Source organism: Nocardia sp. NPDC056611 (assembly GCF_042792755.1).
Classification (GTDB): Bacteria; Actinomycetota; Actinomycetes; order Mycobacteriales; family Mycobacteriaceae; genus Nocardia.
In genome coordinates this window covers 537,425-562,507 of the sequence record NZ_JBHTVV010000001.1, presented here as the reverse complement: position 1 = coordinate 562,507, position 25,083 = coordinate 537,425, and the positions used below count along the sequence as shown (strand labels likewise).

General features: G+C 68.9%; 24 protein-coding genes. 12 read left to right on the top strand and 12 right to left on the bottom strand.

What is annotated here, in order from left to right:
* The first annotated feature begins 66 nt into the window (after nucleotides 1–66).
* The 4 genes from glmU (at nucleotide 67) to ACFRAQ_RS02435 (ending at nucleotide 3,739) form a co-directional block, all read left to right on the top strand.
* Entirely contained in the window at nucleotides 67–1,569 is a 1,503-nt protein-coding gene (gene glmU, locus ACFRAQ_RS02450) for a bifunctional UDP-N-acetylglucosamine diphosphorylase/glucosamine-1-phosphate N-acetyltransferase GlmU (RefSeq protein WP_379093056.1), read from the top strand.
* Nucleotides 1,566–2,546, top strand: a complete 981-nt coding sequence (locus ACFRAQ_RS02445; RefSeq protein WP_379093053.1) for a ribose-phosphate diphosphokinase — start codon at nucleotides 1,566–1,568, stop codon at nucleotides 2,544–2,546. The genes glmU and ACFRAQ_RS02445 overlap by 4 nt, the downstream gene beginning before the upstream one ends.
* 179 nt (nucleotides 2,547–2,725) lie before the next feature.
* Complete coding sequence (locus ACFRAQ_RS02440; protein ID WP_379093050.1) at nucleotides 2,726–3,058, top strand: hypothetical protein; 333 nt, start codon at nucleotides 2,726–2,728, stop codon at nucleotides 3,056–3,058.
* A 42-nt stretch (nucleotides 3,059–3,100) separates the two neighbouring features.
* Nucleotides 3,101–3,739: a DUF2461 domain-containing protein gene (locus ACFRAQ_RS02435; protein ID WP_379093047.1), complete on the top strand. Its 639-nt coding sequence runs from the start codon at nucleotides 3,101–3,103 to the stop codon at nucleotides 3,737–3,739.
* 6 nt (nucleotides 3,740–3,745) lie between these two features.
* Here ACFRAQ_RS02435 and egtD read toward each other — a convergent pair whose 3' ends face one another.
* The 4 genes from egtD to egtA all read right to left on the bottom strand — a co-directional run bounded on the left by egtD (nucleotide 3,746) and on the right by egtA (nucleotide 8,595).
* Nucleotides 3,746–4,717, bottom strand: coding sequence for an L-histidine N(alpha)-methyltransferase (egtD, locus tag ACFRAQ_RS02430; RefSeq protein WP_379093044.1), 972 nt, complete (start codon nucleotides 4,715–4,717; stop codon nucleotides 3,746–3,748).
* The gene (locus ACFRAQ_RS02425; protein WP_379093041.1) at nucleotides 4,714–5,565 is read right to left on the bottom strand and encodes a class II glutamine amidotransferase; all 852 of its coding nucleotides are present in this window, start codon (nucleotides 5,563–5,565) and stop codon (nucleotides 4,714–4,716) included. Before ACFRAQ_RS02425 ends, egtD begins: the two co-directional genes overlap by 4 nt.
* On the bottom strand, nucleotides 5,565–6,908 hold the full coding sequence (gene egtB / locus ACFRAQ_RS02420; protein ID WP_379093038.1) for an ergothioneine biosynthesis protein EgtB: 1,344 nt from the start codon (nucleotides 6,906–6,908) through the stop codon (nucleotides 5,565–5,567). The genes ACFRAQ_RS02425 and egtB overlap by 1 nt, the downstream gene beginning before the upstream one ends.
* A gap of 280 nt (nucleotides 6,909–7,188) precedes the next feature.
* Nucleotides 7,189–8,595 (bottom strand): ergothioneine biosynthesis glutamate--cysteine ligase EgtA, encoded by a 1,407-nt coding sequence (gene egtA / locus ACFRAQ_RS02415; RefSeq protein WP_379093035.1) that lies wholly within the window; start codon nucleotides 8,593–8,595, stop codon nucleotides 7,189–7,191.
* A gap of 124 nt (nucleotides 8,596–8,719) precedes the next feature.
* On the opposite strand from egtA, the gene ACFRAQ_RS02410 reads away from it, so the two are divergent.
* Together ACFRAQ_RS02410 and ACFRAQ_RS02405 are read left to right on the top strand one after the other, a co-directional pair.
* Complete coding sequence (locus ACFRAQ_RS02410; RefSeq protein WP_379095743.1) at nucleotides 8,720–9,892, top strand: aminotransferase class V-fold PLP-dependent enzyme; 1,173 nt, start codon at nucleotides 8,720–8,722, stop codon at nucleotides 9,890–9,892.
* Between the two features lie 107 nt (nucleotides 9,893–9,999).
* Nucleotides 10,000–11,646: a fatty acyl-AMP ligase gene (locus ACFRAQ_RS02405; RefSeq protein WP_379093032.1), complete on the top strand. Its 1,647-nt coding sequence runs from the start codon at nucleotides 10,000–10,002 to the stop codon at nucleotides 11,644–11,646.
* Between the two features lie 73 nt (nucleotides 11,647–11,719).
* Here ACFRAQ_RS02405 and pth read toward each other — a convergent pair whose 3' ends face one another.
* Nucleotides 11,720–12,301: an aminoacyl-tRNA hydrolase gene (gene pth, locus ACFRAQ_RS02400; protein ID WP_357092023.1), complete on the bottom strand. Its 582-nt coding sequence runs from the start codon at nucleotides 12,299–12,301 to the stop codon at nucleotides 11,720–11,722.
* A gap of 25 nt (nucleotides 12,302–12,326) precedes the next feature.
* A complete protein-coding gene (locus ACFRAQ_RS02395; RefSeq protein WP_379093028.1) occupies nucleotides 12,327–12,923 on the bottom strand; it encodes a 50S ribosomal protein L25/general stress protein Ctc in 597 nt (198 codons plus the stop codon).
* A 372-nt stretch (nucleotides 12,924–13,295) separates the two neighbouring features.
* Between ACFRAQ_RS02395 and ACFRAQ_RS02390 the strand changes: the two genes are divergently transcribed.
* Together ACFRAQ_RS02390 and ACFRAQ_RS02385 are read left to right on the top strand one after the other, a co-directional pair.
* Nucleotides 13,296–13,553 carry a hypothetical protein gene (locus tag ACFRAQ_RS02390; protein ID WP_379093025.1) on the top strand — a complete coding sequence of 86 codons (258 nt, stop codon included), beginning with the start codon at nucleotides 13,296–13,298 and terminating at the stop codon, nucleotides 13,551–13,553.
* 118 nt (nucleotides 13,554–13,671) lie between these two features.
* Nucleotides 13,672–14,142 carry a hypothetical protein gene (locus tag ACFRAQ_RS02385; protein WP_379093022.1) on the top strand — a complete coding sequence of 157 codons (471 nt, stop codon included), beginning with the start codon at nucleotides 13,672–13,674 and terminating at the stop codon, nucleotides 14,140–14,142.
* A gap of 66 nt (nucleotides 14,143–14,208) precedes the next feature.
* Here the strand turns inward: ACFRAQ_RS02385 and ACFRAQ_RS02380 are convergent, their stop codons facing one another.
* The gene (locus tag ACFRAQ_RS02380; protein ID WP_379093019.1) at nucleotides 14,209–14,871 is read right to left on the bottom strand and encodes a lysophospholipid acyltransferase family protein; all 663 of its coding nucleotides are present in this window, start codon (nucleotides 14,869–14,871) and stop codon (nucleotides 14,209–14,211) included.
* 109 nt (nucleotides 14,872–14,980) lie between these two features.
* Between ACFRAQ_RS02380 and ACFRAQ_RS02375 the strand changes: the two genes are divergently transcribed.
* A complete protein-coding gene (locus ACFRAQ_RS02375) occupies nucleotides 14,981–15,559 on the top strand; it encodes a TetR/AcrR family transcriptional regulator (RefSeq protein WP_379093016.1) in 579 nt (192 codons plus the stop codon).
* A gap of 103 nt (nucleotides 15,560–15,662) precedes the next feature.
* Nucleotides 15,663–17,288 carry a peptide chain release factor 3 gene (locus tag ACFRAQ_RS02370; protein WP_379093013.1) on the top strand — a complete coding sequence of 542 codons (1,626 nt, stop codon included), beginning with the start codon at nucleotides 15,663–15,665 and terminating at the stop codon, nucleotides 17,286–17,288.
* A 31-nt stretch (nucleotides 17,289–17,319) separates the two neighbouring features.
* Here the strand turns inward: ACFRAQ_RS02370 and ACFRAQ_RS02365 are convergent, their stop codons facing one another.
* Entirely contained in the window at nucleotides 17,320–17,841 is a 522-nt protein-coding gene (locus ACFRAQ_RS02365; protein WP_379093010.1) for a nuclear transport factor 2 family protein, read from the bottom strand.
* 83 nt (nucleotides 17,842–17,924) lie between these two features.
* Nucleotides 17,925–18,812, bottom strand: a complete 888-nt coding sequence (locus ACFRAQ_RS02360) for a DUF4393 domain-containing protein (protein ID WP_379095740.1) — start codon at nucleotides 18,810–18,812, stop codon at nucleotides 17,925–17,927.
* A 350-nt stretch (nucleotides 18,813–19,162) separates the two neighbouring features.
* Between ACFRAQ_RS02360 and ACFRAQ_RS02355 the strand changes: the two genes are divergently transcribed.
* Both ACFRAQ_RS02355 and ACFRAQ_RS02350 read left to right on the top strand, forming a co-directional pair.
* On the top strand, nucleotides 19,163–20,485 hold the full coding sequence (locus ACFRAQ_RS02355; RefSeq protein ID WP_379093007.1) for a hypothetical protein: 1,323 nt from the start codon (nucleotides 19,163–19,165) through the stop codon (nucleotides 20,483–20,485).
* Nucleotides 20,476–21,339 (top strand): Abi-alpha family protein, encoded by an 864-nt coding sequence (locus ACFRAQ_RS02350; protein ID WP_379093004.1) that lies wholly within the window; start codon nucleotides 20,476–20,478, stop codon nucleotides 21,337–21,339. Before ACFRAQ_RS02355 ends, ACFRAQ_RS02350 begins: the two co-directional genes overlap by 10 nt.
* Nucleotides 21,340–21,450: 111 nt before the next feature.
* Here the strand turns inward: ACFRAQ_RS02350 and ACFRAQ_RS02345 are convergent, their stop codons facing one another.
* From ACFRAQ_RS02345 to ACFRAQ_RS02335, 3 genes are all read right to left on the bottom strand, one after another.
* Nucleotides 21,451–23,259, bottom strand: a complete 1,809-nt coding sequence (locus ACFRAQ_RS02345; RefSeq protein ID WP_379093001.1) for an ABC-F family ATP-binding cassette domain-containing protein — start codon at nucleotides 23,257–23,259, stop codon at nucleotides 21,451–21,453.
* Nucleotides 23,260–23,327: 68 nt separating this feature from the next.
* Nucleotides 23,328–24,266, bottom strand: a complete 939-nt coding sequence (locus ACFRAQ_RS02340) for a 4-(cytidine 5'-diphospho)-2-C-methyl-D-erythritol kinase (RefSeq protein ID WP_379092998.1) — start codon at nucleotides 24,264–24,266, stop codon at nucleotides 23,328–23,330.
* Between the two features lie 19 nt (nucleotides 24,267–24,285).
* On the bottom strand, nucleotides 24,286–25,038 hold the full coding sequence (locus tag ACFRAQ_RS02335) for an SDR family oxidoreductase (RefSeq protein ID WP_379092995.1): 753 nt from the start codon (nucleotides 25,036–25,038) through the stop codon (nucleotides 24,286–24,288).
* Nucleotides 25,039–25,083 lie beyond the last annotated feature (45 nt).

Below are 25,083 nucleotides of genomic sequence, written 5' to 3'. Positions count from 1 at the left end.
GGGTCGCTATGGTTGGCCCCGCACAACCTGACTCAGCACACGATGACTGGCAGCCGAGGGAGATCCATGCCACAGGAGACCGCCGTCGTCGTTCTCGCAGCCGGAGCCGGAACCCGAATGCGGTCCAAGACACCCAAGGTGTTGCACCCGCTGGCCGGCCGGAGCATGCTCGCGCACGCGTTGCATGCCGCGCACGAGATCGACCCGACGTCGCTCATCACCGTGATCGGCCACGATCGCGAACAGGTCGGCGACGCGGTCGGCAAGGTGGGAGCGGAACTGGGCCGCCCGATCACCCTGGCAGTACAGAACGAGCAGCGCGGCACCGGCCACGCCGTGCAGTGCGCGCTCACCTCGCTGCCCGAGGATTTCGCGGGCGATGTCCTCGTCACCTACGCCGACGTACCGCTGCTGGACGGCCACACCCTGCACGCGCTGCTCGACGAGCACCGCAGCTACTCCGACGGATCCGCCGCCACCGTACTGACTTTCGTGCCCGAGGACCCGAACGGCTACGGCCGCATCGTGCGCGATGACGAGGGCCGGGTCATGGAGATCGTCGAGCACGCCGACGCCACCCCGGAGCAGGCCGCGATCACCGAGGTCAACTCCGGCGTCTACGTCTTCGACGCGGCCGTGCTGCGAATCATGATCTCGCGCATCGACACCGCCAACGCCCGCCACGAGCTGTACCTGACCGACGTGCTCAAACTGGCCCGCGAGGCCGGGCACCCGGTGCACGGCGCGCGGCTGGTCGATTCCGCCAAGGTCACCGGCGTGAACGACCGGGTGCAGCTGGCCGGCGCGGCCAAGACGCTGAACCGCTACATCCTGGAGCGGCACATGCGCGCCGGGGTCACCATCGTCGATCCGGGCAGCACCTGGATCGACGGCAATGTGGTGATCGGCCGCGACACCGTCATCCGCCCAGGCGTTCAGCTGTTGGGCGACACCGTGATCGGTGAGGACGCCGAGATCGGCCCGGACTGCACGCTCACCGACGTGACCGTCGGCGACCGCGCCAAGGTGGTCCGCACCCACGGCGAGAAGTCCAGCATCGGCGCCGGCGCGAATGTCGGCCCCTTCGCCTACCTGCGGCCCGGCACCTCGCTCGGCGAGGAGGGCAAGATCGGCGGCTTCGTCGAGACCAAGAACGCCACCATCGGCGCGCACTCCAAGGTCCCGCATCTCACCTATGTGGGTGACGCAACCATCGGCGAGTACAGCAATATCGGCGCATCCAGCGTGTTCGTGAACTACGACGGCGTCAAGAAGCACCACACCACGGTCGGATCGCATGTGCGGACCGGTAGCGACACCATGTTCGTCGCCCCGGTCACCGTGGGTGACGGCGCGTACTCGGCGGCGGGTACTGTACTGCGCAGAAACGTTCCTCCGGGGGCGCTCGCGGTATCGGGTGGAGCACAGCGCAATCTCGAGGGTTGGGTACAGCGCAATCGCCCCGATACCGATGCCGCCCGCGCGGCCGAAGCGGCTCTCGCTTCGAACCCGGAGGATGCGGGAACCACCGAGAAAACCAACGAGCAAAAGGATGGCGAACGTCAGTGACCGCGTTCTCTACCGATAACCAGAAGAATCTGATGCTGTTCTCGGGACGCGCTCATCCCGAGCTCGCCGAGGCGGTGGCGAAGGAACTCAATGTTCACGTCACCCCCCAGACCGCTCGTGATTTCGCGAACGGCGAGACCTTCGTCCGGTTCGAGGAATCGGTCCGCGGCTCCGACGCCTTCGTGCTGCAGAGCTTCCCGGCCCCGCTGAACCAGTGGGTCATGGAGCACCTGATCATGATCGACGCGCTCAAGCGCGGTTCGGCCAAGCGCATCACCTCGGTGCTGCCGTTCTACCCCTACGCCCGCCAGGACAAGAAGCACCGCGGCCGCGAGCCCATCTCGGCCCGCCTGGTCGCCGACCTGCTCAAGACCGCGGGCGCGGACCGGATCATCACCATCGACCTGCACACCGATCAGATCCAGGGCTTCTTCGACGGCCCGGTCGATCACATGCACGCGCAGGTGCAGCTGGCCGAGCACATCCGCAACAACTACGACCTGTCCAACATCACGGTCGTCTCCCCCGACGCCGGCCGGGTGAAGGTCGCCGAGAAGTGGGCCAACTCGCTGGCGGACGCGCCGATGGCGTTCATCCACAAGACCCGCGACCCGCTGGTCCCCAACCAGACCGTCTCCAACCGCGTGGTCGGTGAGGTCGAGGGCCGCACCTGCATCCTGATCGACGACATGATCGACACCGGTGGCACCATCGCCGGCGCGGTCAAGGTGCTCAAGGCGGCCGGCGCGGGTGACGTGGTCATCGCCGCCACCCACGGCATCCTGTCCGACCCGGCCGCCGAGCGTCTCGCCAACTGCGGGGCCAAGGAGGTCGTGGTCACCAACACGCTGCCGATCGACGAGGCCAAGAAGTTCCCGACCCTGACCGTGCTGTCGATCGCGCCGCTGCTGGCGCAGACGATCCGCGAGGTCTTCGAGAACGGCTCGGTCACCGGCCTTTTCAACGGGAACGCCTGACAGACGACGGGGCCACGTCCCCGACCAGCACCAACCGAGCGCCCCTCCTGTTCGCGGGAGGGGCGCTTCTGCGTGAAATGGGGTCGACAAGCGTGTTCGTTTCGGCTGGCAGGCGGTAGCGTTGGGTCGGACGTACGGTTTGCTACTGGTGCGCTGACAGCGCGGAGAGGTGGTGCCGCATGGCCGACCGGCCCGACGAGGACGACGCCCGGCTGATGGACGAGGTCTTCGACACCGATCAGGTCTACGACAGCGATGTCGACAACCTCGACTACGACCTCGGCGACGACGACCAGGAAGACGAGATCCGCGAGTACCAGCGCTACATCGCCGACCCGCCCTCCGACCTGGTCATCCGCAATCGCGAGAACGACGACGACGGCCGCCTCGGCATCGGCGACGAACTCGACCAGGAGTGGACCCGCCGCCGTCAGCGCGAGGAATTCGGGATCGAGGACAACCGCCCCGCGGAGGTCGCCGCCATGGACATCGTCGAGGAGCTCGAGGACTAGGGCGGTCGCACGCGGCCGCGGGGCATCACGGACACTCGATCCATGACCGCGTTCACGGGATTCCCGCTCGCCGGACTCGACTTCTACGAGGACCTGGAAGCCGACAATTCCAAGGCCTTCTGGACCGCCCACAAGACCGTGTGGGAAGAGTCGGTCCGGGATCCGATGAAGGCCCTGGTCGCCGAGCTGGAACCCGACTTCGGCACCGCCAAGATCTTCCGTCCCTACCGCGACGTGCGTTTCGCCAAGGACAAGTCGCCGTACAAGAACCATCAGGGCGCGGTGGTCTACAGCGCGCAGTACTCCGGCTGGTACGTGCAGATCGGCGCGGGCGGGCTGCGGGTGGCCGGCGGCATGTACGCCGCCGAGGCCGCCCAGCTCACCGCGCTGCGCGCCGCCATCGACGACGAGGTGCGCGGCGCGGAACTGGAGGCGCTGATCGCCCGGCTGATCGCGGACGGCTACGCCATCGGCGGGGACAAGCTGGCCACCAAGCCCAAGGGCTACGACATCGACCATCCGCGCATCGAATTGCTGCGGCACAAATCCCTCACCGCCGGAAGGGATTTCGGCGCCCCGAAGTGGCTGACCACCCCGCGCGCCGCCCGGGAGGTCCGGGCGGCGTGGGAGCAGTTGCGGCCGCTCATCGAATGGCTGGCGGCCGTGACGGCGCAGAAGTAGCCGCGCCTACCGGCGTTCGGCGAGCACCAGGGCGAACCGCCGGTCCGGGTCGGTCCAGATGTGCTCGGTGCTGAAACCGGCGGTGTCCAGCTCGCTTTCGAGCACCTCGCGGCGGAACTTCGCGGAGATCTCGGTGCGCAGCTGCTCGCCCGCCGCGAAATCGACGGTGAGGTCGAGTTCGGGAATGCGGACGGTCATGGCCTCGGTGGCCTCGAGCCGCATCTCGATCCACTCGTTCTCGGCGTCCCAGAGGGCGATGTGCGCGAACTTGTCCGGCACGAAGTCCGCGCCCAGGCGGGCGTTGAGGACGTGCAGCACATTGCGATTGAATTCCGCGGTGACACCGGCGGCATCGTCGTAGGCGGGGACCAGCACCGCCGGATCGATGACCAGGCCCGCCCCGAGCAGCAGCTGCTCGCCGGGTTCGAGCACATCCCGGATGCCCGCCAGGAATTCGGCGCGCTCGGCCGGAACCAGATTGCCGATGGTGCCGCCCAGGAAGGCGACCATGCGCCGGCCGCCGCCGGGCAGATTGTCCAGGGTCTTGGTGAAGTCGCTGACCACGCCGTGCACGACCAGGCCCGGAAACTCCGCCGCCACCTCGTCCGCGGCCATCCGCAGCGCCGAGACCGAGACATCCTGGGGCACATAGCTCTTCAACGGCCCCGCCGCGGAGAGCGCGTTCAGCAGCAGCCGGGTCTTGGCCGCCGAACCCGCGCCGAGTTCGACCAGCACCTCGGCCCCGGCGATCCGCGCGATCTCCCCGACGACCCGTTCCAGCAGTGCCCGCTCGGTGCGGGTCGGGTAGTACTCCGGCAGTTCGGTGATCTTCTCGAACAGCTCGCTGCCGCGGGCGTCGTAGAACCACTTGGGCGGCAGCCACTTCGGCTCCGCCGTCAACCCGCGCCGCACGTCCTCGCGCAACGCGGTCGTCAAATCCTCGTCCGTCAGATGGATTTCCACCGTAGCCGCAGTCATGAACCAGCCCTTCCGATCTCGATATCCAGTGGTTCCACCGTCACTGCGCCGATCCGCGCCCGCACCAGCCGCCGATCCTCGATCGCCCGCCAGCGTGGATCGTCGTCGAACGGTTCCGACGACGCCACCACGAACCCGTCGCCCGACAGCAGCGACAACGAGTGATGCCACGTCGTCGCCCACACTCCGGACCCGTTCCCCAGCAGCAGGTTCAAACGCGCCCGCGGCGATCGCTTCAGCACCGCGGCCATCACCCGCCGCAACACCGCACCCGGTTCCGCGTCATCCTCGAGCAGGTGGCGCAGGATCACCCAGAGCACACCGGAATCCGTCAGCGCCTCGGCGCCGAGCAGGGAACCCGAACCGAATTCGGCGGCTACGGCGGTCAGCACGGCGCGCCAGTCGGGAATCGCCCCGTTGTGACTGAAGGCCCAGCGGCCGTGGACGAACGGCGCGCAGGCCGCCCGCTCCACGGGCATGCCCACGGTCGCGGAGCGGACCGCGGCCAGCACCGCCGCCGAGCGGATCTGCGGCAGCACCTCGTCCACGGCCGGATCGGTCCACATCGGTACGGGATTGCGGTAGCGGCTGACCACCGGATCGATCGGCGGCGGGTTGTCCGCCGGATCGCCGGTCGCGCCACCGTGCCAGACGACGCCGGGGCCGTGGTCGAGCGCCGCCGCGTCGGGGTGGTGCCACCAGGCGACGCCGAAGCCGTCGGCATTGATGATGCCGCCACCGCGCATCTCACGCGGCGCCCAGGACTGGGTGCGCAGTGAGTGCGGGCCCTGGGTGAGCAGCGCGCCGACCGGGGTCGGCGGGCCCAGATAGGCCAGGTGACGGCACATCAGCGCTCGTCCGATCCCAGATCTCGGGCCAGCCGGAAACCGGAGAAGATCTGACGGCGGATGGGGTGGTCCCAGTTGCGGAAGGTGCCGCGGCAGGCGACCTGGTCCGCGCCGAAGGAGCCGCCGCGCAACACCTTGTAGTCGCCGCCGAAGAAGACCTCGGAGTATTCGCGGTAGGGGAACGCCCGGAAGCCCGGGTACGCCTCGAAACCCGAGGACGTCCACTCCCACACGTCGCCGATCAGCTGATGCACTCCGGCCGGCGACGCGCCGTCCGGGTAGGCCCCGACAGCGGCCGGTTCCAAGTGGTGCTGACCGAGATTCGCGAGCGCCTCGGTGGGATCGCCATCGCCCCAGGGGAATCGGCGGGAACGACCGGCGCTCGCGTCGAAGCGCGCGGCCTTCTCCCATTCCGCCTCGGTGGGCAGGCGCTTGCCGGCCCAGCGGGCGTACGCCTCGGCCTCGTACCAGCACACGTGCACCACCGGCTGATGCGCGCGCAGCGGCTGCATGACACCGAAAACCCGTCGCCACCAGCGTCCGCCGCCGTCCTGCTCCCAGAACTGCGGCGCGGTCAGCCCGGCCTCCACGCGGTGCGCCCAGCCGCGCTCGGACCACAGTTCCGGTCGCTCGTATCCGCCGTCGTCGACGAAGGCGAGGTACTGCTCATTGGTGATCGGCGCGGCGTCGATGGCGAAGCCGTCGACGTGGACCGGGTGCGCGGGCCGTTCATTGTCCAGCGCCCAGGGGTCGGTGTCCGTGCCCATGGTGAATTCGCCTGCGGGAATCACGACTTCACCGGTGACCGCCACCCGTGGGGCGGGAGTCGGCGGCGCGGACAGCACCGCCGCACCGGTCCGCAGCTGGTGGGTGGCCAGCATGGTCTCGTCGTGCTGCTGCTCGTGCTGGGCGATCATGCCGAACGCGAACCCGTCCCGCACCAGGTCCGGGCCGCGCAACGGGCTGCGGTCCAGCACATCCCACACCTTGTCGCGCACGGTGCCGACATAGTCGCGCGCCTGTGCCGGATCCAGCAGCGGCAAGGCGGGCCGATCCGCGCGGGCGTGCTTGAACGCGTCGTAGAGGTGGTCGATGTCCTGCCGCACCGGTTCGCGCCCGCCCACATCGCGCACCAGCCACAGCTCTTCCTGGTTGCCGATATGCGCGAGATCCCACACCAGCGGGCTCATCAATCGCGAATGCTGTGCCACCAGCTCGGCCTCGTCGAGGCACTCGGTCAGCCCGATGGTCCGCCGCCGCGCTCGTTCGAGCGACTCGGCGATCCGCCCGCGCAGGGCCTCGGTCTCGGCGTGGTCCGACCCAGGCAGATGCTGAACAGTCATGAGAGAACTCCCGATTCGAGAATGAGGCGCGGCGGGCGGGCCTTCGCCACGGGCCGAGCAACATGCGCCCGGCGGGCGGCGGCCGGACGTTCGAGGGTGCGGACCGACGCCGAATGGCCCGGGTGGCAGCCGGAGTCGGCCGCGGCGCACCACGCGCTTCCCGCGGCACGACCCCGGTGGGATCGCGAGTGCCGCCGCACCGGGCGACGGCGCCGCCGGGCCGATGGTCGTCCGCGGAGACCGGTTCGCGGGCCCGGTGCGAAACCGCCGGGTTCGGATGTCATGCCCCGCCTCCGAACTCGGCCGCGGTGGGAATGTCACCGCGGCGACATCGAAGTGCGGCGGCGGCCAATTCTCCTGCGGCTTCGGGGGTCTCGGCATGTGCGGTCGCCATCTCCAGCAGCGCGACGGCGGTGGCACGCAACTCGGGATCGCCCAGACCGTGGCGCGCGGACTCCGACCAGGCGCTCGCTGTGGGGTCCGCCAGAGCCGTTGCCTCCTTGACGGTCTCGGCCGACGACAGCAGCGCGCCGATGGCGTGGACCGGCACCGTCCAGCCGTCCCCGGGCTGCGCGTCGATATAGCGGACCTCGAGGTGACCGGCCGCGCGGACCGGTGGGAACAGGGTGGTGAGGTGATAGTCCAGATCCGACCGGTCCGGGCGGCGGCCGATCTCGTCGTCGAGCGCTCCGCACAACCAGTCCGCGAAGGTGGCTCCCGGCGGCGCGCACCAATCGGCCTCTGTTCCGGCGGAACCAGAGCTGCCGTTGGCGGAGCCGGAAGTGCCGTTGGCGGAGCCCGAAGTGCCGTTGGCGGAGCCCGAAGTGCCGGCGGCGGAACTGGAGGTGCCGTTAGCGGAGCCGGGGCGCACGCACAGCAGGGGTACGTCCAGCGCCCAGCGCGCGTAGCCGGTGATGGGATCGGCCCAGTCGTGCACGGGCGGCCGCGTACGGAGCTGATCGAGCCGCTGCCAGGCCCGCATGCGCTGCGAGGCCCACGCCCCCGGCGGGGCGGTGTGCAGGCCCGGTGAGCAGGCGAAGGCCGCCAGCAGGGCCGGGCCCACGGCGTACAGCGCCCGCCAGCGGGCGGCGATCTCGGCGGGGTCCGCGCCCGCGTCCACGCTGACCTGGGTGGCGGCGGTATTGCACATCATGAGCGCCCCGAACGGGCCCAGACCGGCGAAGGACTCCTCCATGGCCCGGTAGCGCGGCAGCCGCAGGACGCGCAGGGGCAGCCGGACCGCGTCGGCGGCGCCGGAAATGGTTCGGATACCGCGGGATTCGAGCAGCTCCCGCAAGCTGGTCGTGTCTGCCCGCAAGCGCTCGCACAGTTCGGTGGCGGTGCCGAACGGGGCACTGGACAGTTCGATCTGACCGCCGGGTTCGAGGGTGACCCGGCTGCCGCCCGGCAGCGGATCGGCCGGGGAATCGGGAGAGATGGACCGCGGCGCATACGGCCCGAGGGCGTCCGCGAGGACCGTGAGGTCCGGACGCGAATTCGTCGCCGAAAGTTCACCTTGCGCGGTGAGCCACTCCAGTTCGGCGCCGATGAGCAGCGGTGGGCCCTGTTTGAAACAGACTTTTCCGACATACGCCTCAGCGGCGGCGCGTGAGGTGAATTCGCCGCCGGGTTCCGAGACATCCAGGCCACTGCGCAGCACATCGGCGGGTGACGCTGTGACAGCCATTGCCAACCTCCGTCTGATGCGGTCGCCGCTGGGGATCGGAACGACGACCCAAACCAGAGTAGCGAGCGACTGTGACAAGAAATCTGACGAAATGAAGAACGCGGCAACCTATATGGTCGATTCCATGCTGGATATGGCTGGATTGCGGGCCGATACCCCCGGATGTGAAAATCACGTATTTCTCGACAGCGCGGGCTCCTCGCTGCCCCCCCGGGCCGTCGTGGACGCCACCATCGCCCACCTGCGCCGCGAAGCGGAGATCGGTGGCTACCGCGCGGCCAACGAACGCATCGATGACCTGTACGCCGTCAAAACAGCGATCGGCGAACTGATCAACGCCGACCCCGCCGCCCTGGCCCTCAGCGACAGCGCCAGCCGCTCCTGGAGCGACTTCTTCTACTCGGTCCCGCTGGCCCCCGGCGACCGCATCCTGATCTCCGGCGCGGAGTACGGCAGCAATGCCATCGCCGCCCTGCAGCGCTCCCGGCAGACCGGCGCGGTCGTCGAGGCGATCCCCAGCGACAGCAGCGGCCAGCTCGACCTGGACGCGCTCAGCGCCATGATGGACGAACGCGTGAAACTGGTATCGCTGGTTCACGTTCCGACCAACGGCGGCCTGGTGAACCCGGTCGCCGAGGCCACCCGCATCGCGCACCGATCCGGCGCGCTGGTGCTGCTGGACGCCTGCCAGTCGGCCGGTCAGCTACCCCTCGACGTCGCGGCCCTGAATGTGGACGCCCTGTCCGCCACCGGCCGCAAATGGCTGCGCGGCCCGCGTGGCACCGGGTTCCTGTACGTGCGTCCAGAACTGGCGCTGAGCCTGGAACCCGGCCGCCTCGACCAGCACAGCGCCGAATGGACCGCCCCCGACGACTACGTGCTCTCCCCCGACGCCGGGCGCTTCGAGTTCTGGGAGTACTCGGTCGCCGCCCGGCTGGGCCTGGGCGCGGCCGTACGGTACCTGCTCGACCTCGGCCCGGCCGCCGTCTACGCCGCCATCGCCGAGCGCGCCGAGTATCTGCGCAAGGCGCTGGCCGAGATTCCGGGCGTCGACGTGCGCGACCGGGGCATCCAGCACGCGGGCATCGTGTCATTCACCCTGGACGGGCTGGAACCGGTCCGGGTGCGCGACCGGCTGGCCGCGGAGTCGATCACCGTCACGGTCAGCCACCGCAGCTCCACCTTGCTGGATATGTCGGCGCGAGAACTGAACTCGGTGGTTCGGGCCTCCCCGCACTGCTTCGTGAGCTTCGCGGACCTGGACCGCTTCGCCGGGGCCGTCCGGGCTCTCGGGTAGATCCTCAGAACCCTCACATACCAGACCGGATCACCCGAAAACGGTTAACAGCGCTCCTCGAACGCGGGATATTTGAATGCTGGTCCGGCATTCGAGGAGTGTTCTGCGTGAGCCGCTTCACCGACGAAATGTATGCCACCGCCCGCGTTTCCCAGCGCGGACTGGTGACCGGAGAGCCCGACGCACCGCTGCGTCAGACATGGGCCGAGATCCACGACATCGCCCGTCGCATGGCGGGCGGGCTGGCGGCCGCCGGCATCGGCCCCGGCGACGCCGTGGGCGTGCTGGCCGGGATGCCGGTCGACATCGCGCCCGCCTGCCAGGCGGCGTGGATGCGTGGCGCCTCGCTCACCATGCTGCATCAGCCCACACCGCGCACCGATCTGGAGGTGTGGGCTCACGACACCGAGACGGTGCTGGGCATGATCGAGGCGCGAGCGGTCATCCTGGGCGCGCCCTTCGAGATCGCGGAACCGCTACTGCGCGAACGCGGTATCACCGTGGTGACCCTGGACTCCATGCGCGCGGGCGACCCCATCGACCCGGTGCCCACCGGCGAGGACGATATCGCCTTGCAGCAGTTGACCTCCGGGTCGACCGGCTCGCCGAAGGCCGTGCGGATCACGCACGGCAATTTCTTCGTCAATGCCTACGCCATGTTCGATCGGGTGAAGTTCCAGCTCGACGACGACGTGATGGTCAGCTGGCTGCCGCTGTTCCACGACATGGGGATGGTCGGATTCCTCAGCGTGCCCATGCAGTTCGGCGCCGAAGTGGTGTGCGTGACCCCGCTGGACTTCCTGGCCCGGCCCATCCTGTGGGCCGAGCTGATCTCCAAATATCGCGGAACAGTCACCGCCGCACCGAATTTCGCGTACTCGCTGCTGGCCCGGCGATTACGCAACGCCGACGAGGGCTCGCTAGACCTGAGCAGCGTGCGCTACATGTGGAACGGCGCGGAACCCGTCGACGCCGACACCATGGAGGCGCTCGCCGTGGCCGGACAGCGCTTCGGCCTCAACCCCGCGGCCCTCACCCCGGTCTACGGCATGGCCGAGACCACCCTGGCCGTCTCCATCCCGGATCCGGGGCTCGGCCAGATCCTCGACGTCGTCGACGCCGATCTGCTCGAGGCGCTCGGCAAGGCGGTGCCGGTCCGCGATTCGGACCATCACCACGGCGGCGTGCGCCGCCTGCCCACCCTGGGCTACCTGGTCGACAATCTCGAGGGGCGGGTGGTCGACGCCGAGCGTCAGCCGCTGCCCGCCCGCAGTGTCGGCGTCATCGAGTTGCGCGGTCCCGCGGTGACTTCCGGCTATGTCACCGTCGAAGGCTTCCGCCCCGCGCTGGACGCCGAGGGCTGGCTCGACACCGGCGATGTCGGTTACTTCACCGAGGAGGGCTACATCGTCGTCTGCGGCCGGATCAAGGACGTCATCATCATGGGCGGCCGCAATATCTATCCCACCGACATCGAGCGAGCGGCCTTGCGCGTCAAGGGAGTTCGGCCCGGCAACGCGGTGGCGGTGCGGCTCGACGCGGGCCAGAAACGCGAGAGTTTCGCGGTGGTGGTGGAATCCAACGATTACCAGAATCCGGTGGAGGTGCACCGCATCGAGCACGACATCGTGCACGCGGTGTTCTCCGAGGTGGGGGTACGCCCCCGCAGCGTGACCGTGCTGGGACCCGGCGCGCTGCCCAAGACCTCGTCCGGCAAGCTGCGCCGCTCGGCGACGGCCACCAGCGTGTCCTGATACGCGAAGCGCCCCGGGGCTCGAATTACCCTGGGGCGCAACGTAGTTGACGCTCAGTACAGCAGTTGACCGCTCAGTGCAGCTGGTTCTGCGCGGTCTCCAGACCCACGCGCAGCAGCAGCTCGACCGCGTCCGCGGTCTGCTCGACGATCACCGGAACCTCTTTGCGCTCCGGCGCGGAGAACGGCTTCAGCACGTAATCCGCGGGATCCTGCCGGCCCGGCGGACGGCCGATGCCGAAGCGGACGCGCAGATAGTCCTTGGTGGTGAGGGCCTGCGAGATCGACCGCAGCCCGTTGTGCCCGCCCTCGCCGCCGCCGCGCTTGAGGCGGATCTGGCCGAAGGGGAGGTCGAGTTCGTCGTGGACGACGATCACCTCGGTGGCGGGCACGGAGAAGAATTTGGCCAGCGCCGCGACGGGCCGCCCGGACAGGTTCATGTAGGTACGCGGCTTGGCCAGCAGCACCTTCCGCCCGTCCAGGCGAGCCTCGAGCAGATCCGCGCCGGACTTCTTGTGCACGGTGAAACGACCGCCGACCCGCTCCGCGAGCAGGTCGGCGACCATGAAACCGACATTGTGCCGGGTGCGCTCGTACTCGGATCCAGGATTACCCAGACCGACCACGAGCGCGGGCCCGGCTGTTGCCTCGGTCATCGAGAACCGTTGCGGGAGTAGGGAGTTACTCCGCGGCGGCCTCTTCGGTGACGACCTCTTCGGCCTCGGCGGCGGCGGCCGGGGCGGCGATGACGTTGACGATCAGGGCCTCCGGGTCACCGGCGAGAGTGACGCCCTTCGGCAGCTCGATGCCGCCGGCCAGGATCTGGGTGCCGGCCTCGACGCCCTCGATCGAGACCTCGATGGACTCGGGGATGTGCAGGGCCTCGGCCTCGATGGAGAGGGTGGTGGCGTCCTGGGTGACCAGGGTGCCGGAGGCGGCATCGCCGACGATGGCGACGTTCACGTCGGCGGTGACCTTCTCGCCACGACGCACGATCAGCAGGTCGGCGTGCTCGATGTAGCGGCGGATCGGGTGGACGACGACCGACTTGGTCAGCGCCAGCTGCTTCTTGCCGTTGATGTCCAGGTTCAGGACGGCGTTGGTGCCGTGCTCACGCAGGATGGCGGCGAACGCCCGGGCGCTCACGGCCAGGTGCTGCGGCTCCTCGTTGTGGCCGTACAGGACGGCGGGGACATTGCCGTCGCGGCGGGTACGGCGGGCGGCACCCTTGCCGAACTCGGTACGTACGGTGGCTTCGAGAAGGTTGGCGTCGGACATGACTGTCTACTCCCTACGGCTCGTCCGGCTGTAATGTCAGCGTGTCGCCAGGCGACGTGGGCCGCCCTGGCAAAGTGGTTGGTCTGCTCGTCGGCGAAGACCAACGTGGACGGCCGAATAGGCCGAGCCGCGTCGATCACGGTGGGCAGCTAGGTGCCACACCCTCGCCGAGACAACCTGAAGACTCTAACACGCTGCCGGAAGGCACTTGCCGCACCCCCTCGGCGGCAGCGATTTCCACCCTTGTATCCGGCAATTTGACACACTAGTATTTCGCATCACTCGGCCCACCCCTCGAACCCATTCCTACCCGGTCCCGGGTCATTCGAGGGCACGCCGAGGAGCTTGTCTGCCAAGTTAGGAAAACGCTTGATGAAGAACATCCGCCGGGTCGGCTTCAGCGCCGCGGGCATCGCCGCAGTCTCCGCCGCCATCGCGCTCACCGCGCCGATCGCCTCGGCCACCAACAACGACTGCGGCCCGGGCACCACCACTCCGCCGCCGACCACCACCACTCCGCCGAAGACCACCACTCCCTCGACGGGCGGCGGCGGCTTCGATTCGATCATCAAGTCGCTGGGCACCGGCTCCGCCGCCAACTCCAACGGCATCGGCGCTTCGGTCAGCTGACGGGCCGCACCGTCAGCAGGCGATTATCCCGGTTTCGGGGACGGGGATTCCTTTCCAATGCTAGGCAGTTTGATCGGCACGCTGATCAGCGTGCCTCCCGAGTGAGGAACAGAGATCTATGAAGAACATCCGCCAGGCCGGCCTCAGCGTCGCGGGCCTCGCTGCCATCTCCGCAACCGTCGCCATCGCCGCTCCGTTCGCCGCCGCGGACACCACCGTCAACGGTCTGACCGTGGCGGGTAGCGGCTACACGGTGGGCAAGACCTACACCATCACCATCGTCACCGGCTCGCCCACCGTCAGCGCGAACGTCTTCGACACCACCGGGTCGAACACGGTCTCCGTCGGCACCGCGACCCCGGCGACCGGCACCGCCACCACGGCCGCCATCAACTGGACCCCGGCGTCGGCGGGCACGCACCACATCACGGTCACCCTCAACGGCGCCGGTCAGTCCGCCACCGTCGGCCCGGTCGACATCACCGTCTCCGCCGCGGCCGAGAACTCCGGCCTCGACACGGGCAGCGCCGCCGGCCTGCTCCAGTCCCTCGGCATCACCGGCTCCAGCGCGAACGCGCGCGTGAGCTGAGACGACCAGTACAACGGCCGGTTATCCGGGTCCCGATCGGATCCCGGATAACCGGCCGTCGTCGTTTCAGGCGGCTTGCTGCTTGAAAGTGGTTGCGTAGCAATCGACATACGGGCGGCCCGAGCGGCTGACGATGTCGGCCATGAGCTCGTCGGTGGCGCGGCGCACGGCCCGCTGGTCGGCGGGCAGGAAATAGCGCGGGTGGCCGAAGGAGATGCTGACCTTGGCCGGGCGCAGGAAACGGCCCTCGCGCGGATTCACCCGATCGGTGCCCGACAACACCACCGGGATCACCGGGGCGCCGGTCTGCATGGCCACCCGGATCACGCCGGTGCGGCCCCGGTAGACGCGGCCGTCGGGCGAACGCGTGCCCTCCGGGTGAATGCCCCAGATACCGCCCGACTCCAGCACCCGCACCGCCGCGGCGAGCGAATCCGAGCCCGCGCTGCCGCCGGTGCGGTCCACCGGAACCTGACCGGTGGCGTTCATGACGAAGCGGTTGAGTCGACCGCGGAACCCGCCCTCGGTGAAGTACTCCTGTTTGGCGATGAAGGTGACCCGGCGGCGCAGCACCAGGCACAGGTAGAGCGAATCAACCACGGCCAGATGGTTGGCGGCGATGATCAGCGGCCCGTCCTTCGGAACATGGTGCAGCCCTTCGATCTTCGGGCGCCCGAGCAGCCGCAGCACCGGCCCCACCAGGATGTGCTTGAGGAGCCAGTACCACATGGAGTCCACCCAACTCTCGCCGTTTCGACCACTTCGTAGACAGTGTCTACCCGTACTTTTCTACCGGATGCGAGTAGACACTGTCTACGAATGCTGGAGAATGTGACATATGACCACCGCCGAGCCCCTGCGCGAACGACTCGTCACCGCCGGAGTCGCCATGCTCGAGGAGGTCGGCGCGGCCGAACTCGGGCTGCGGGCGATCGCCCGGGAGGCGGGGGTGTCACACGGCGCGCCCCGGCGGCACTTCCCCACCCACAACGCGCTGCTGGCGGCGGTCGCCGCCCGCGGCTACGCGGACCTGCGCGCGGAAATCGATGCGGTGGGCGGGGATACGCCCGAGGAACGGGTACGCCGGAACTGCCTCGCCTATATCCGCTTCGCCGCCGCGCGGCCGGAGATGTTCACCCTGATGTTCCGCCACGACCTGCTCGAGGGCGCGGGCGGGAACCTGCGGGTCACCTGGTCACTGCCCCTGTTCGCCCGCTGGCGGCAGCTGGTCGCCGACTGCGCGGGCCCCGGCGCGGACGAGCGGGCCGGCGAACAGGCCCTCGGCCTGTGGACCCAGCTGCACGGCATCGCGGTGGTGGTCGCCAACCGCAGTATCGAGGCGATCGCGCCGGGCATCGATATCGAGGCGCTGGTCGGACGGGCCGTGGCCCGGCATCTCGCCCCGGACCCGGACTGACCTCCGGTTCGAGGGCCACATCGGGCCGGACCGGCCGGTCGGGGCGGGGGGCCGGTCGCGTACCCTGGTTCGGTTGCCTCGTCCGCACATAAGGAGTCCCCCCGTGAGTTCCCCGACTGCCAGCGCGACCTCAGCTACCGCCGGTCGGCTGGCCGGTGAGGCGGCGCGGCGGCGCACCTTCGCGGTGATCTCCCACCCGGACGCGGGTAAGTCCACCCTGACCGAGGCGCTGGCCCTGCACGCCAAGGTGATCTCCGAGGCGGGCGCCATCCACGGCAAGGCGGGCCGCAAGTCCACCGTCTCCGACTGGATGGAGATGGAGAAGGCGCGCGGTATCTCCGTCAGCTCCACGGCCCTGCAGTTCGAGTACGGCGAGTGCGTCATCAACCTGGTGGACACCCCCGGCCACTCCGACTTCTCGGAGGACACCTACCGCGTACTCACCGCGGTCGACGCCGCGGTCATGCTCATCGACGCCGCCAAGGGCCTGGAACCGCAGACGCTCAAGCTCTTCCAGGTGGCGCGCGACCGCGGCATCCCGGTCATCACGGTCATCAACAAGTGGGACCGCCCGGGCCAGGCGCCGCTGGAGCTGCTCGACGAGATCGTCGACCGCATCGGCCTGACCCCCACCCCGTTGTTCCTCCCGGTCGGCATCGCCGGCGACTTCCGCGGCCTGCTGCGCCGCGGTGAGGAGGGCGCGGCCACCGAGTACATCCACTTCACCCGCACCGCCGGTGGCGCGACCATCGCCCCGGAGGAGAGCTACAGCCCCGAGCAGGCCGCCGAGCGCGAGGGCGATGCCTGGACCACCGCCGCCGAGGAGAGCGAACTGCTCTCGGCGGCCGGGCAGGACCACGATCAGGAACTGTTCCTGGCCGGGCACACCTCGCCGGTCATCTACGCCTCCGCCATGCTGAATTTCGGTGTGCGCCAACTGCTCGAGACCCTGGTCGAGCTCGCGCCGCCGCCGCGCGGGCGCACCGACATCAAGGGCGAGCCGCGCGATACCACCGCGCCGTTCAGCGCCGTCATCTTCAAGGTGCAGGCGGGCATGGACACCGCGCACCGCGACCGGCTGGCGTTCATGCGCATCGTCTCCGGCGAGTTCGAGCGTGGCATGGTGGTGACCCACGCCCAGACCGGGCGGCCCTTCGCCACCAAGTACGCGCTGACCGTCTTCGGCCGCGAACGCACCACGGTCGACACCGCCTACCCGGGCGACGTGGTCGGCCTGGTCAACGCGACCGCACTGGCTCCGGGGCACACGCTCTTCGTGGACAAGAAGGTCGAGTTCCCGCCGATCCCGTCCTTCGCGCCCGAGCATTTCGCCTCGCTGCGCGCCAAGACCGCGGACAAGTACAAGCAGTTCCGCAAGGCCATGGATCAGCTCGACTCCGAGGGTGTGGTGCAGGTGCTGCGCAACGACGCCCGCGGTGAGCAGTCGCCGGTGCTGGCCGCGGTTGGTCCCATGCAGTTCGAAGTCGTCACGGCGCGAATGCAATCCGAGTTCAATGTCGAGACCCAGCTCGACCATCTGCCGTTCCAGCTGGCGCGGCGCACCGATGCCGAATCGGCCGCGGAGCTCAGCCGGCAGCGCGGCGTCGAGGTCTTCACGCGGACCGACGGCGTGATCCTGGCCCTCTTCAGCGACAAGTGGCGGTTGCAGTACATCGCCAAGGAGATGCCGAAGCTGACCCTCGAACTGCTGGTCGCCGGAACGGAATAGGACTCCGGTCGGCTTCCGGCGGAGCGGGCGTTCAGCCCATCGTCCCCGAGCCGTCCGAGCTGGGCTCGACGCGGGGCGTGTCCGCGGGATCGCGGGCGATCAGGCCCCAACGGCTGGAGGTCAGGCGCAGACTCGGCAGGTCCGAGAGCGAGAGCACGACCTCGTAGGTGCGTTCGTAGCCGGTGTGCGCGATGCGCCACTGCCCGTCCTCGCAGCGCACGTATTTGTCGGTGTAGAACGCCGCGCCGCGTAGGAGCATGTTGTGGCCGGGGATGAGCACGGTGTCGGCCAGGTACCAGGTGCCGGTCGCCTCGTCGCCGTCGACGTCGATTTCCGGGTGGTCGCAGCGGTGTTCGGTGATGACGTGCGGGCCCAGCGTATTGCGCATGAAGGCGAGGAAGGCGTCGCGCGATTCGAACTGGAGGTACTCGCTGTAGGTGGCGGTGGCCTCCGGAATCATGGTGTCGGCGAACTCCTCCCACGCCTTCGTGTCGAGCGCACGCAGGTAGCGGAACTTCAGCCGGCTGATCGCCGCGACGGCATCGGAATCCATACCTTCCACAATCCCATCAGGTGCGGGAAACCTGAGGAAATCGGCACGGATTTGTACCGGATCGCTATCAGCCGGATACCGAGTCAGTTGTTGATGGTGAAGCAGGTGTTGCAGAAGTCCTCGCCGAATTCGGTCAGGCGCAGGCTCTTTCGGACGATCTTGGGGACTCGACCGGCCTTTTTCAGCGCCTGCTCGACCACGGGCTGCACTTCCAGCACCATGTATCGCGACAAAACGACCGGATCTTCCGAGGTCATGGTGAGACCGAGACGGCTCAGATTGATCAGGTAGTGCCGCGCGCGGTCCGGGTAGCGGACGCCGGACTGCTCCGGAACCGAGGTCAGATCCCCCGCGACCAGCTCCGACCCGATGCCCAGCGGCCGATTGGTGCGCACGTCGACCGACGGCTGCGGGCCCTGCAACGCCATGAAGCGCAGGATCCGGGCCTCGTCGGGGGCGAGTTGATCGAGGATGCGGTCGTAGGCCGGGTGCACGTCCTCGGTGAAGTAGACGTCGGCCGAGCGGGCCAGCAGCGCGTCGCCGCGGCGACGCAGATCCTCGGTGGTGCCCGAGCGGACCAGACCGCCGCCGTTGGCGATGGCCTGCTGCGGCGCGCCCATGGGAGTCGGTACGTAGCTGACGATCTCGCGCACCGAGCCCTCGGTGACACCGAGCGCGCTGCGCGCGATCGACCGCAGCGCCGCCCCCGTGCGCTCGGCGATGTCGGCCGAGGACTCGCCGTCCAGCGCGGCCTGGGTCAGCTGCTTGGTGATCTCGAAGCTGGTGCCGACCGCCCACTCGGTCCCCCGCACCGCGGTGCCGGCCGCGAGCCCGGCGGCCCGGAAGACCCCGCGGATCAGACGGGCCTCATTGCTGATCTGCCGCTGCTCCACATCGGAACTGCGTTCCACGGCACGAGGTCCCGGACGGGTCACGTCCTGCCCCGGGATCCTGTCTTCCGCCACGTCCATCTCCGAGTATCGCCAGGTGAACACAATTGTCCACAGATTATTGCCCCCGACGGACCTGCGGGCACGTTGAACCCATGAGCCAGACGAAGGTTACCCCAGTCCACGTCCGCCGAGTAACGACGCACATGACCCCCAACACGAACGATCAAAGGACGATATGGCTGTGGTCTCCGCCATTCTCGTGGTCCCATCGAGAGAGAGGAACATCGAGCCCGGGCAGTGTGACCGAGATCTCCGACCCAGACACTCCGCCGCTGGACTCGCTTCCGGAATAGCCAGTAAGGTCCGAACCGCCGATGGGGTAGTCAACGCCTAAGGCGGTGCGTTGCGGGTCGGCAGGAGGGTGTCGCGTGCTAGAGAGTGTCTTCGGGGTGCGTCCGACCCTCCTATTGGAATTGATCACGATTCCGCTGTTCACGGGCGTGATCGGCTATATCACCAACTGGACCGGCGTGCTCATGTTGTTCAAGCCGATCCGGTTCCACGGATTCCGGCTGCCCGGTTTGGCCGCGGTGTTTCCTTTGCTGCCCAAGCGGATTCAGGTGCTGCCGCTGTTGCAGTACGACGGGCGGATCGGCTGGCAGGGGATCGTGCCGTCGCGCGCCGACAAGATGGCGAGCATCGCCGTCGACAAAGGACTGGCGAAACTCGGGAGTGTCGCGGATTTCTATCGCGAACTGGAACCGGACAAGCTCGCTGAACATTTTGTTGAAATTGCCGATCTTCAGATTCGCGGCATTGTCGAGGAGATCCTCAAACGCGAACATCCACAGCTCTGGTACAACCTGCCGACAGGTGTGCGGGAGATGGTCCACAACCGCGTGCGGGAACAGTTGCCGGATATTCTCCGGGAACTCACCGATGAACTCGGCAAGAACATCGATCAGCTGCTGGACGTCAAGTCCATGACCATCCGCTACTTCCAGGCGCGGCCGCAGATGCTGAATTCCGTGTTCCAGGTGCTCGGTGCCAAGGAACTGCGATTCATGCAGAACTTCGGCTTCTACTTCGGCGCGCCCATGGGTCTGGTGCTGGTCGGCATCCTGCACTGGACGCACTGGTCGTCGCTGGTCGTGCTGCCGGTCGGCGGGGTGATCATCGGCTGGGTGGTCAACTGGATCGGCATCAACCTGATCTTCGAGCCCGCCTATCCCAAGTGGTGGTGCCCGTGGCGGCAGGGCCTGCTGATCAAGCGGCAGGACGAGATCACCGAGGGCTACGCGGCGCTGGTGGCCAGCGAGATCATGACCGTCGCCAATATCGGCGACGAACTGCTCAACGGCCCGCGCGCCGATCGCACCATGCAGATGCTCACCGACACCCTGCGCCCGGCCGCCGACCGCGCGCTCGGCCCGGCCCGCTCGGTGGTCAAGTTCGCCCTGGGCAGCCGGGAGTACGACACCCTCCAGGACACCCTCACCAACGAGGCGATGACCATCGCGCCCATCGCCTTCGCCGACCCCGCGTTCAACGTGCAGCAGGGCGTGCAGGTGCAGGAGTACATCGCCAAACAAATGTCGGCGCTGCCCCCGCCGGAGTTCGTGGACATGCTGCGTTCGGCCATCAAACAGGATGAATGGCTTTTGTTCGTCCATGGCGGCGCGCTGGGGCTCTTCGCCGGTTACGCTCACCTCCTGATCTTCGGAACAGGAGTCGCCACCACATGGATATGACCGAATCCTCCTCTGGCGAGGACGATCCCGCCGATCCCTCCACCGTCATCGCTGTTCGCGAGTCCGCGCCGCTGCCGGTGCCGGTGGACTCGGGTGAGCGGCGGGGTTCGGCCGGACCGGTGCGCGCCGCCACGGGAGTGGTTCGGGTGGCCATGTCGGCGGCGGTCGAGGCCAGTTTCTGGAGTCTGCACACCGCGCTCGGGGTGACCTCGGTCGTGCTGCGCGGCAGCATGGCCGGGCAGCCGCCGCGCGAGATCCTCTCCGACGCCGGCGCGCAGGTGCGGCAATCGGTCCGGCAGGCGCTGGGCGTGCCCGTGCCCGAGGACCTCGACGCCGCACCCGATTCCGGGCACACGGCGCTGCTGCGGGCCCGCGGCGCGGAACTGCTGCGCCGGTCCGCGGACTTCCACGCCGAGGACGACACCCACCATCACACCGCCTACTCGCGCATCCTGGGCGAACTCGCGCCCGACGAGGCGCGCATCGTGCGGCACCTGTACCTGGACGGGCCGCAGCCCGCGGTCGAGGTGAAGACCGGACGCAGCTCCTACCGGGGCGTGTTCAACCTGCTGGGCGAGGACGCGGCCCTGCGCTACCCGAACCGGATCGACGAGTACCTGGCCAATCTGGACCGGCTCGGACTGCTCGACGTGACCCGCGAAGCGCTGGGCAACCCCAACCGGTACCAGCTGCTCGAGGCCTTGCCGGAGGTGCGGAGGCTACTCAAGCGGGCGAGCTTCGGCACCAAGGTGCTCTATCGCACCGTCGAATTGACCTCCTTCGGTGCGGGTTTCGTCCGCACCTGCCTGCCGGTTCCCTCACTCGACCCGCAGATGCTCGAGCAGCACGGATAGATTCTCGAACCGCACGGATGGATGTCCGGCAGTGTTCACGAACAATCGATCGCCGTCCACCACCAGGGTGAACGGCGATTGTCGTTGGAGCTCAGGCGTTGTCGTCGGAGCTCAGGCGTCTTCGGCCAGTTCCAGCCAGCGCTCTTCGGTGGTCTCCTTCTCGGCCTGCACCTGCTTCAGTTCGGCGCCCAGCTTCACCAGCTTGTCCGGCTCGGTGGCCGCTTCGGCGAGCGCCGCGTGCAGCTTCTCCTCGCGGTCGGTGAGCTTCTCCAGCGCGCGTTCCAGCTTGGCCAGTTCCTTGCGGGCGGCGCGGTAGGCGGCCGAATCCGTGGCCGGGGCCGTGGAATTCGCGGCGGCGGCCGGGGCGGCGGAGCGGGCCGGGGTGGCCGGGCCCCCGCTCAGCGCGGCGCGTTTGCGCAGGTATTCCTCGATGCCGCCGGGCAGGTTGGTGAGTTTGCCGTCGCCGAACAGCGCCCAGGTGGTGTCGCAGATGCGCTCGATCAGGTAGCGGTCGTGGGAGATGACCACCATGGTTCCGGCCCAGCCGTCGAGCATGTCCTCGAGCTGCTGCAGGGTGTCGATGTCGAGGTCGTTGGTGGGCTCGTCGAGCAGCAGCACGTTCGGCTCGGCCATCAGGATGCGGGTGAGCTGCAGGCGGCGGCGCTCGCCGCCGGACAGGTCGCGCACCGGGGTGCGCTGTTTGGCCGGGGTGAAGCCGAGCCGCTCGGCCAGCTGACCGGCGCTGATCTCCTTGTCGCCCAGCATCATTCGCTGCGCCACGTCCTGCACGGCCTCCAGGACGCGCATGTCCAGCGGCAGGTCGTCGAGTTCCTGGCGCAGCCAGCCGATCTTGACGGTCTGGCCCTGGATCCGCTTGCCGGACTGCAGGTCCCGCTCCCCCGCGAGCGCGCGCAGCAGGCTGGTCTTGCCGGAGCCGTTCACGCCGACCAGGCCGACCCGTTCGCCGGGCGCGAGCCGCCAGGTCAGGTCCTTCACCAGTTCCCGGCCGTCCGGGAGGGCGAGGGTGGCGTCCTCGAGCTCGACCACTACGCGGCCCAGTCGCTTTCGCGCGAAGGAGGCCAGTTCCACGGTGTCGCGCGGGGCGGGGACATTGGCGATCAGGGCCTCGGCGGCCTCGATCCGGTAGCGCGGTTTGGAGGTGCGGGCGGGCGCGCCACGGCGCAGCCACGCCAGTTCCTTGCGGGCCAGGTTCTGGCGGCGAGCCTCGCTGGCGTCGGCCTGGCGCACGCGTTCGGCGCGGGCGAAGATCCAGTCGTTGTAGCCGCCGTCGTAGGTCTCCACCTTGCCGCCCTGCACCTCCCAGGTGCGGGTGGCGACGGTGTCGAGGAACCAGCGGTCGTGGGTGACGACCACCAGCGCGCTGCGGCGTTCGATCAGGTGCTCGGCCAGCCACTGCACGCCCTCGACGTCGAGGTGGTTGGTGGGCTCGTCGAGGACCAGCAGGTCGAGGTCGCGGACCAGGGCGGCGGCCAGCGCGGTGCGGCGGCGCTCGCCACCGGAGAGATTGGCGACCGGGGTGTCCAGACCGAGGTCGGCGATGCCGATGCCCTCGACCACGGAACGGATGCGGGGGTTGGCCGCCCATTCGTGCTCTGCGACACCGTCGGTGCGCTGATCCTCGGCCAGGCCCGCGAGGACCACGTCACCGACAGTCGCGTCCTCGGGCAGGACTCCACGCTGGGTGACGACCGCCATCCGCAGGTAACCGACCTGGCTCACCCGTCCGGAGTCGGGCTTCTCGAGACCTGTCAGCACTTCCAGCAGCGTCGTCTTGCCGCCGCCGTTCATGCCGACGACACCGATCCGCTCCCCCTCCTGAACCCCGAGGGACACCTTGTCGAGCAGCGGCTTGACGCCGAAGCTCTTGGAGACGGTTTCCAGGTTGATCAGGTTGGCCACGGGATCCTCTACGACGGTCGATTGCTTGCCCCGAGCAAGCCTACCGAGCAGCCGTGACCGTCCTTCGGTCAGCGCTTGGCGGCATCCAGCGGATCGGTGATGCGGCGCGCGCCCGGGACCGGGCCGTGGGCGGTGCGGACGCTGCGGGCGACGCCCGCGCCCGCGAGCTCGGCGGCGACGGCGACCGCGGCCTCCTCGCTCTCGCACAGGAAGGCGCAGGTCGGGCCGGAACCCGAGACGATGCCCGCCAGGGCTCCCGAGGTGACACCGGCCCGCAGGGTGCGGCGCAGGTCGGGCTTCAGCGAGAGCGCGGCGGCCTGGAGGTCATTGCCGAGCAGCGGGGCGAGCTGGGTCGCGTCGCCGGAGGCCAGGGCTTGGAGCAGGTCCTCGGGGCTGCCGAGGCGCGGCGGGTCACCGGCCTCGCGTAGGCGGTCGAGTTCCTTGAAGACGGCCGGGGTGGACAGGCCGTCCTTGGCCAGGGCCAGCACCCAGTGAAAGGTGTTGCGGGACAGCACCGGGAGCAGTTTCTCGCCGCGGCCCCGCCCGAGCGCGGTGCCCCCGTGCAGGGAGAACGGGACATCACTGCCGAGTTCGGCTGCGATATCGGACAATTCAGCCCGGCTGAGGCCGAGTTCCCACAGGTCGTTCAACCCGACCAGGGCCGCGGCGCAGTCCGCGCTGCCGCCCGCCATCCCACCGGCCACCGGAATCCCCTTGGTGATCCCGATTTCCACCAGCGGCGCCCGGCCCGCCTGATCGGCGAGCCGGACCGCCGCCTGCCAGACCAGGTTGGTGCGGTCGGTGGGGACCTCGTCGGCGCCCTCGCCGGTCACCTTGACCCGCATGGCGGCGGCCGGCGCGATCTTCAGATCGTCACTGAGCGAAAGGGCTTGGAAGACGGTGGTGAGGTCGTGGTACCCGTCTTCACGCAGGTCACCCACCCCGAGGTGCAGATTCACCTTCGACGGGGCACGCACGATCACGGGACTCGGCACAACTGACAGCACGCGCCAAGCCTAATGGTGCTCAGAGCAGCGCACCGCCGGTGGCGTCGATCCATTGGCCGGTGACCCAGCGGCTGTCGTCCGAGGCCAGGAACGCGACGATATCCGCGATCTCGGCGGGCTCGGCCACGCGATTCAGTGGTGACTTCGCCGATACCGCCGCCATGGTCGCGTCGTTGCGCAGCCAGTCGGCGTTCATGTCGGTGTCCACCACGCCCGGCGCCACCGCGTTGACGGTGATGCCGCGCGCGCCGACCTCCTTGGCCAGCACCGAGGTGAAGGCGTCGATCGCGCCCTTGGTCATGGTGTAGGCGAGCAGTTCCGGCATGCCCGCGCCGCGGGTGAGCCCGGTGGAGACGTTGACGATGCGCCCGCTGTCGCGCAGCCGGTCCAGGCCCAGCTTGGTGACGAAGAACGGGGATTTCGTATTGACGGCGAAGACCCGGTCGAACGCCTCTTCCGAGGTGCCCCCGATGGGTTCCCGGACGCCGTCGGTGCCGGCGTTGTTGACCAGGATGTCGAGGCCGTCGGCGTGGGCGTCGAAGGCGGTCCACAGCGCTTCGGCGTCGCCGGGCACGCCGAGGGGGGCGGCGAACGCGAAGGCCTGGCCGCCCGCGGCCTCGATGCTCGCGACGGTCTCCTTGGCGGCGGCCGCGTTGGCGTTGTAGTGGACGCCGACCCGGGCGCCGTCGCGGCCGAGCCGCCGCGCGATGGCGCGCCCGATTCCCCGTCCGCCGCCGGTGACCAGTGCCGTCTTGCCGGAAAGTGCGCCCATGACCTCGTCCTTCGTTCGCCGGCCACATTCTCTAGTGACCGTTAC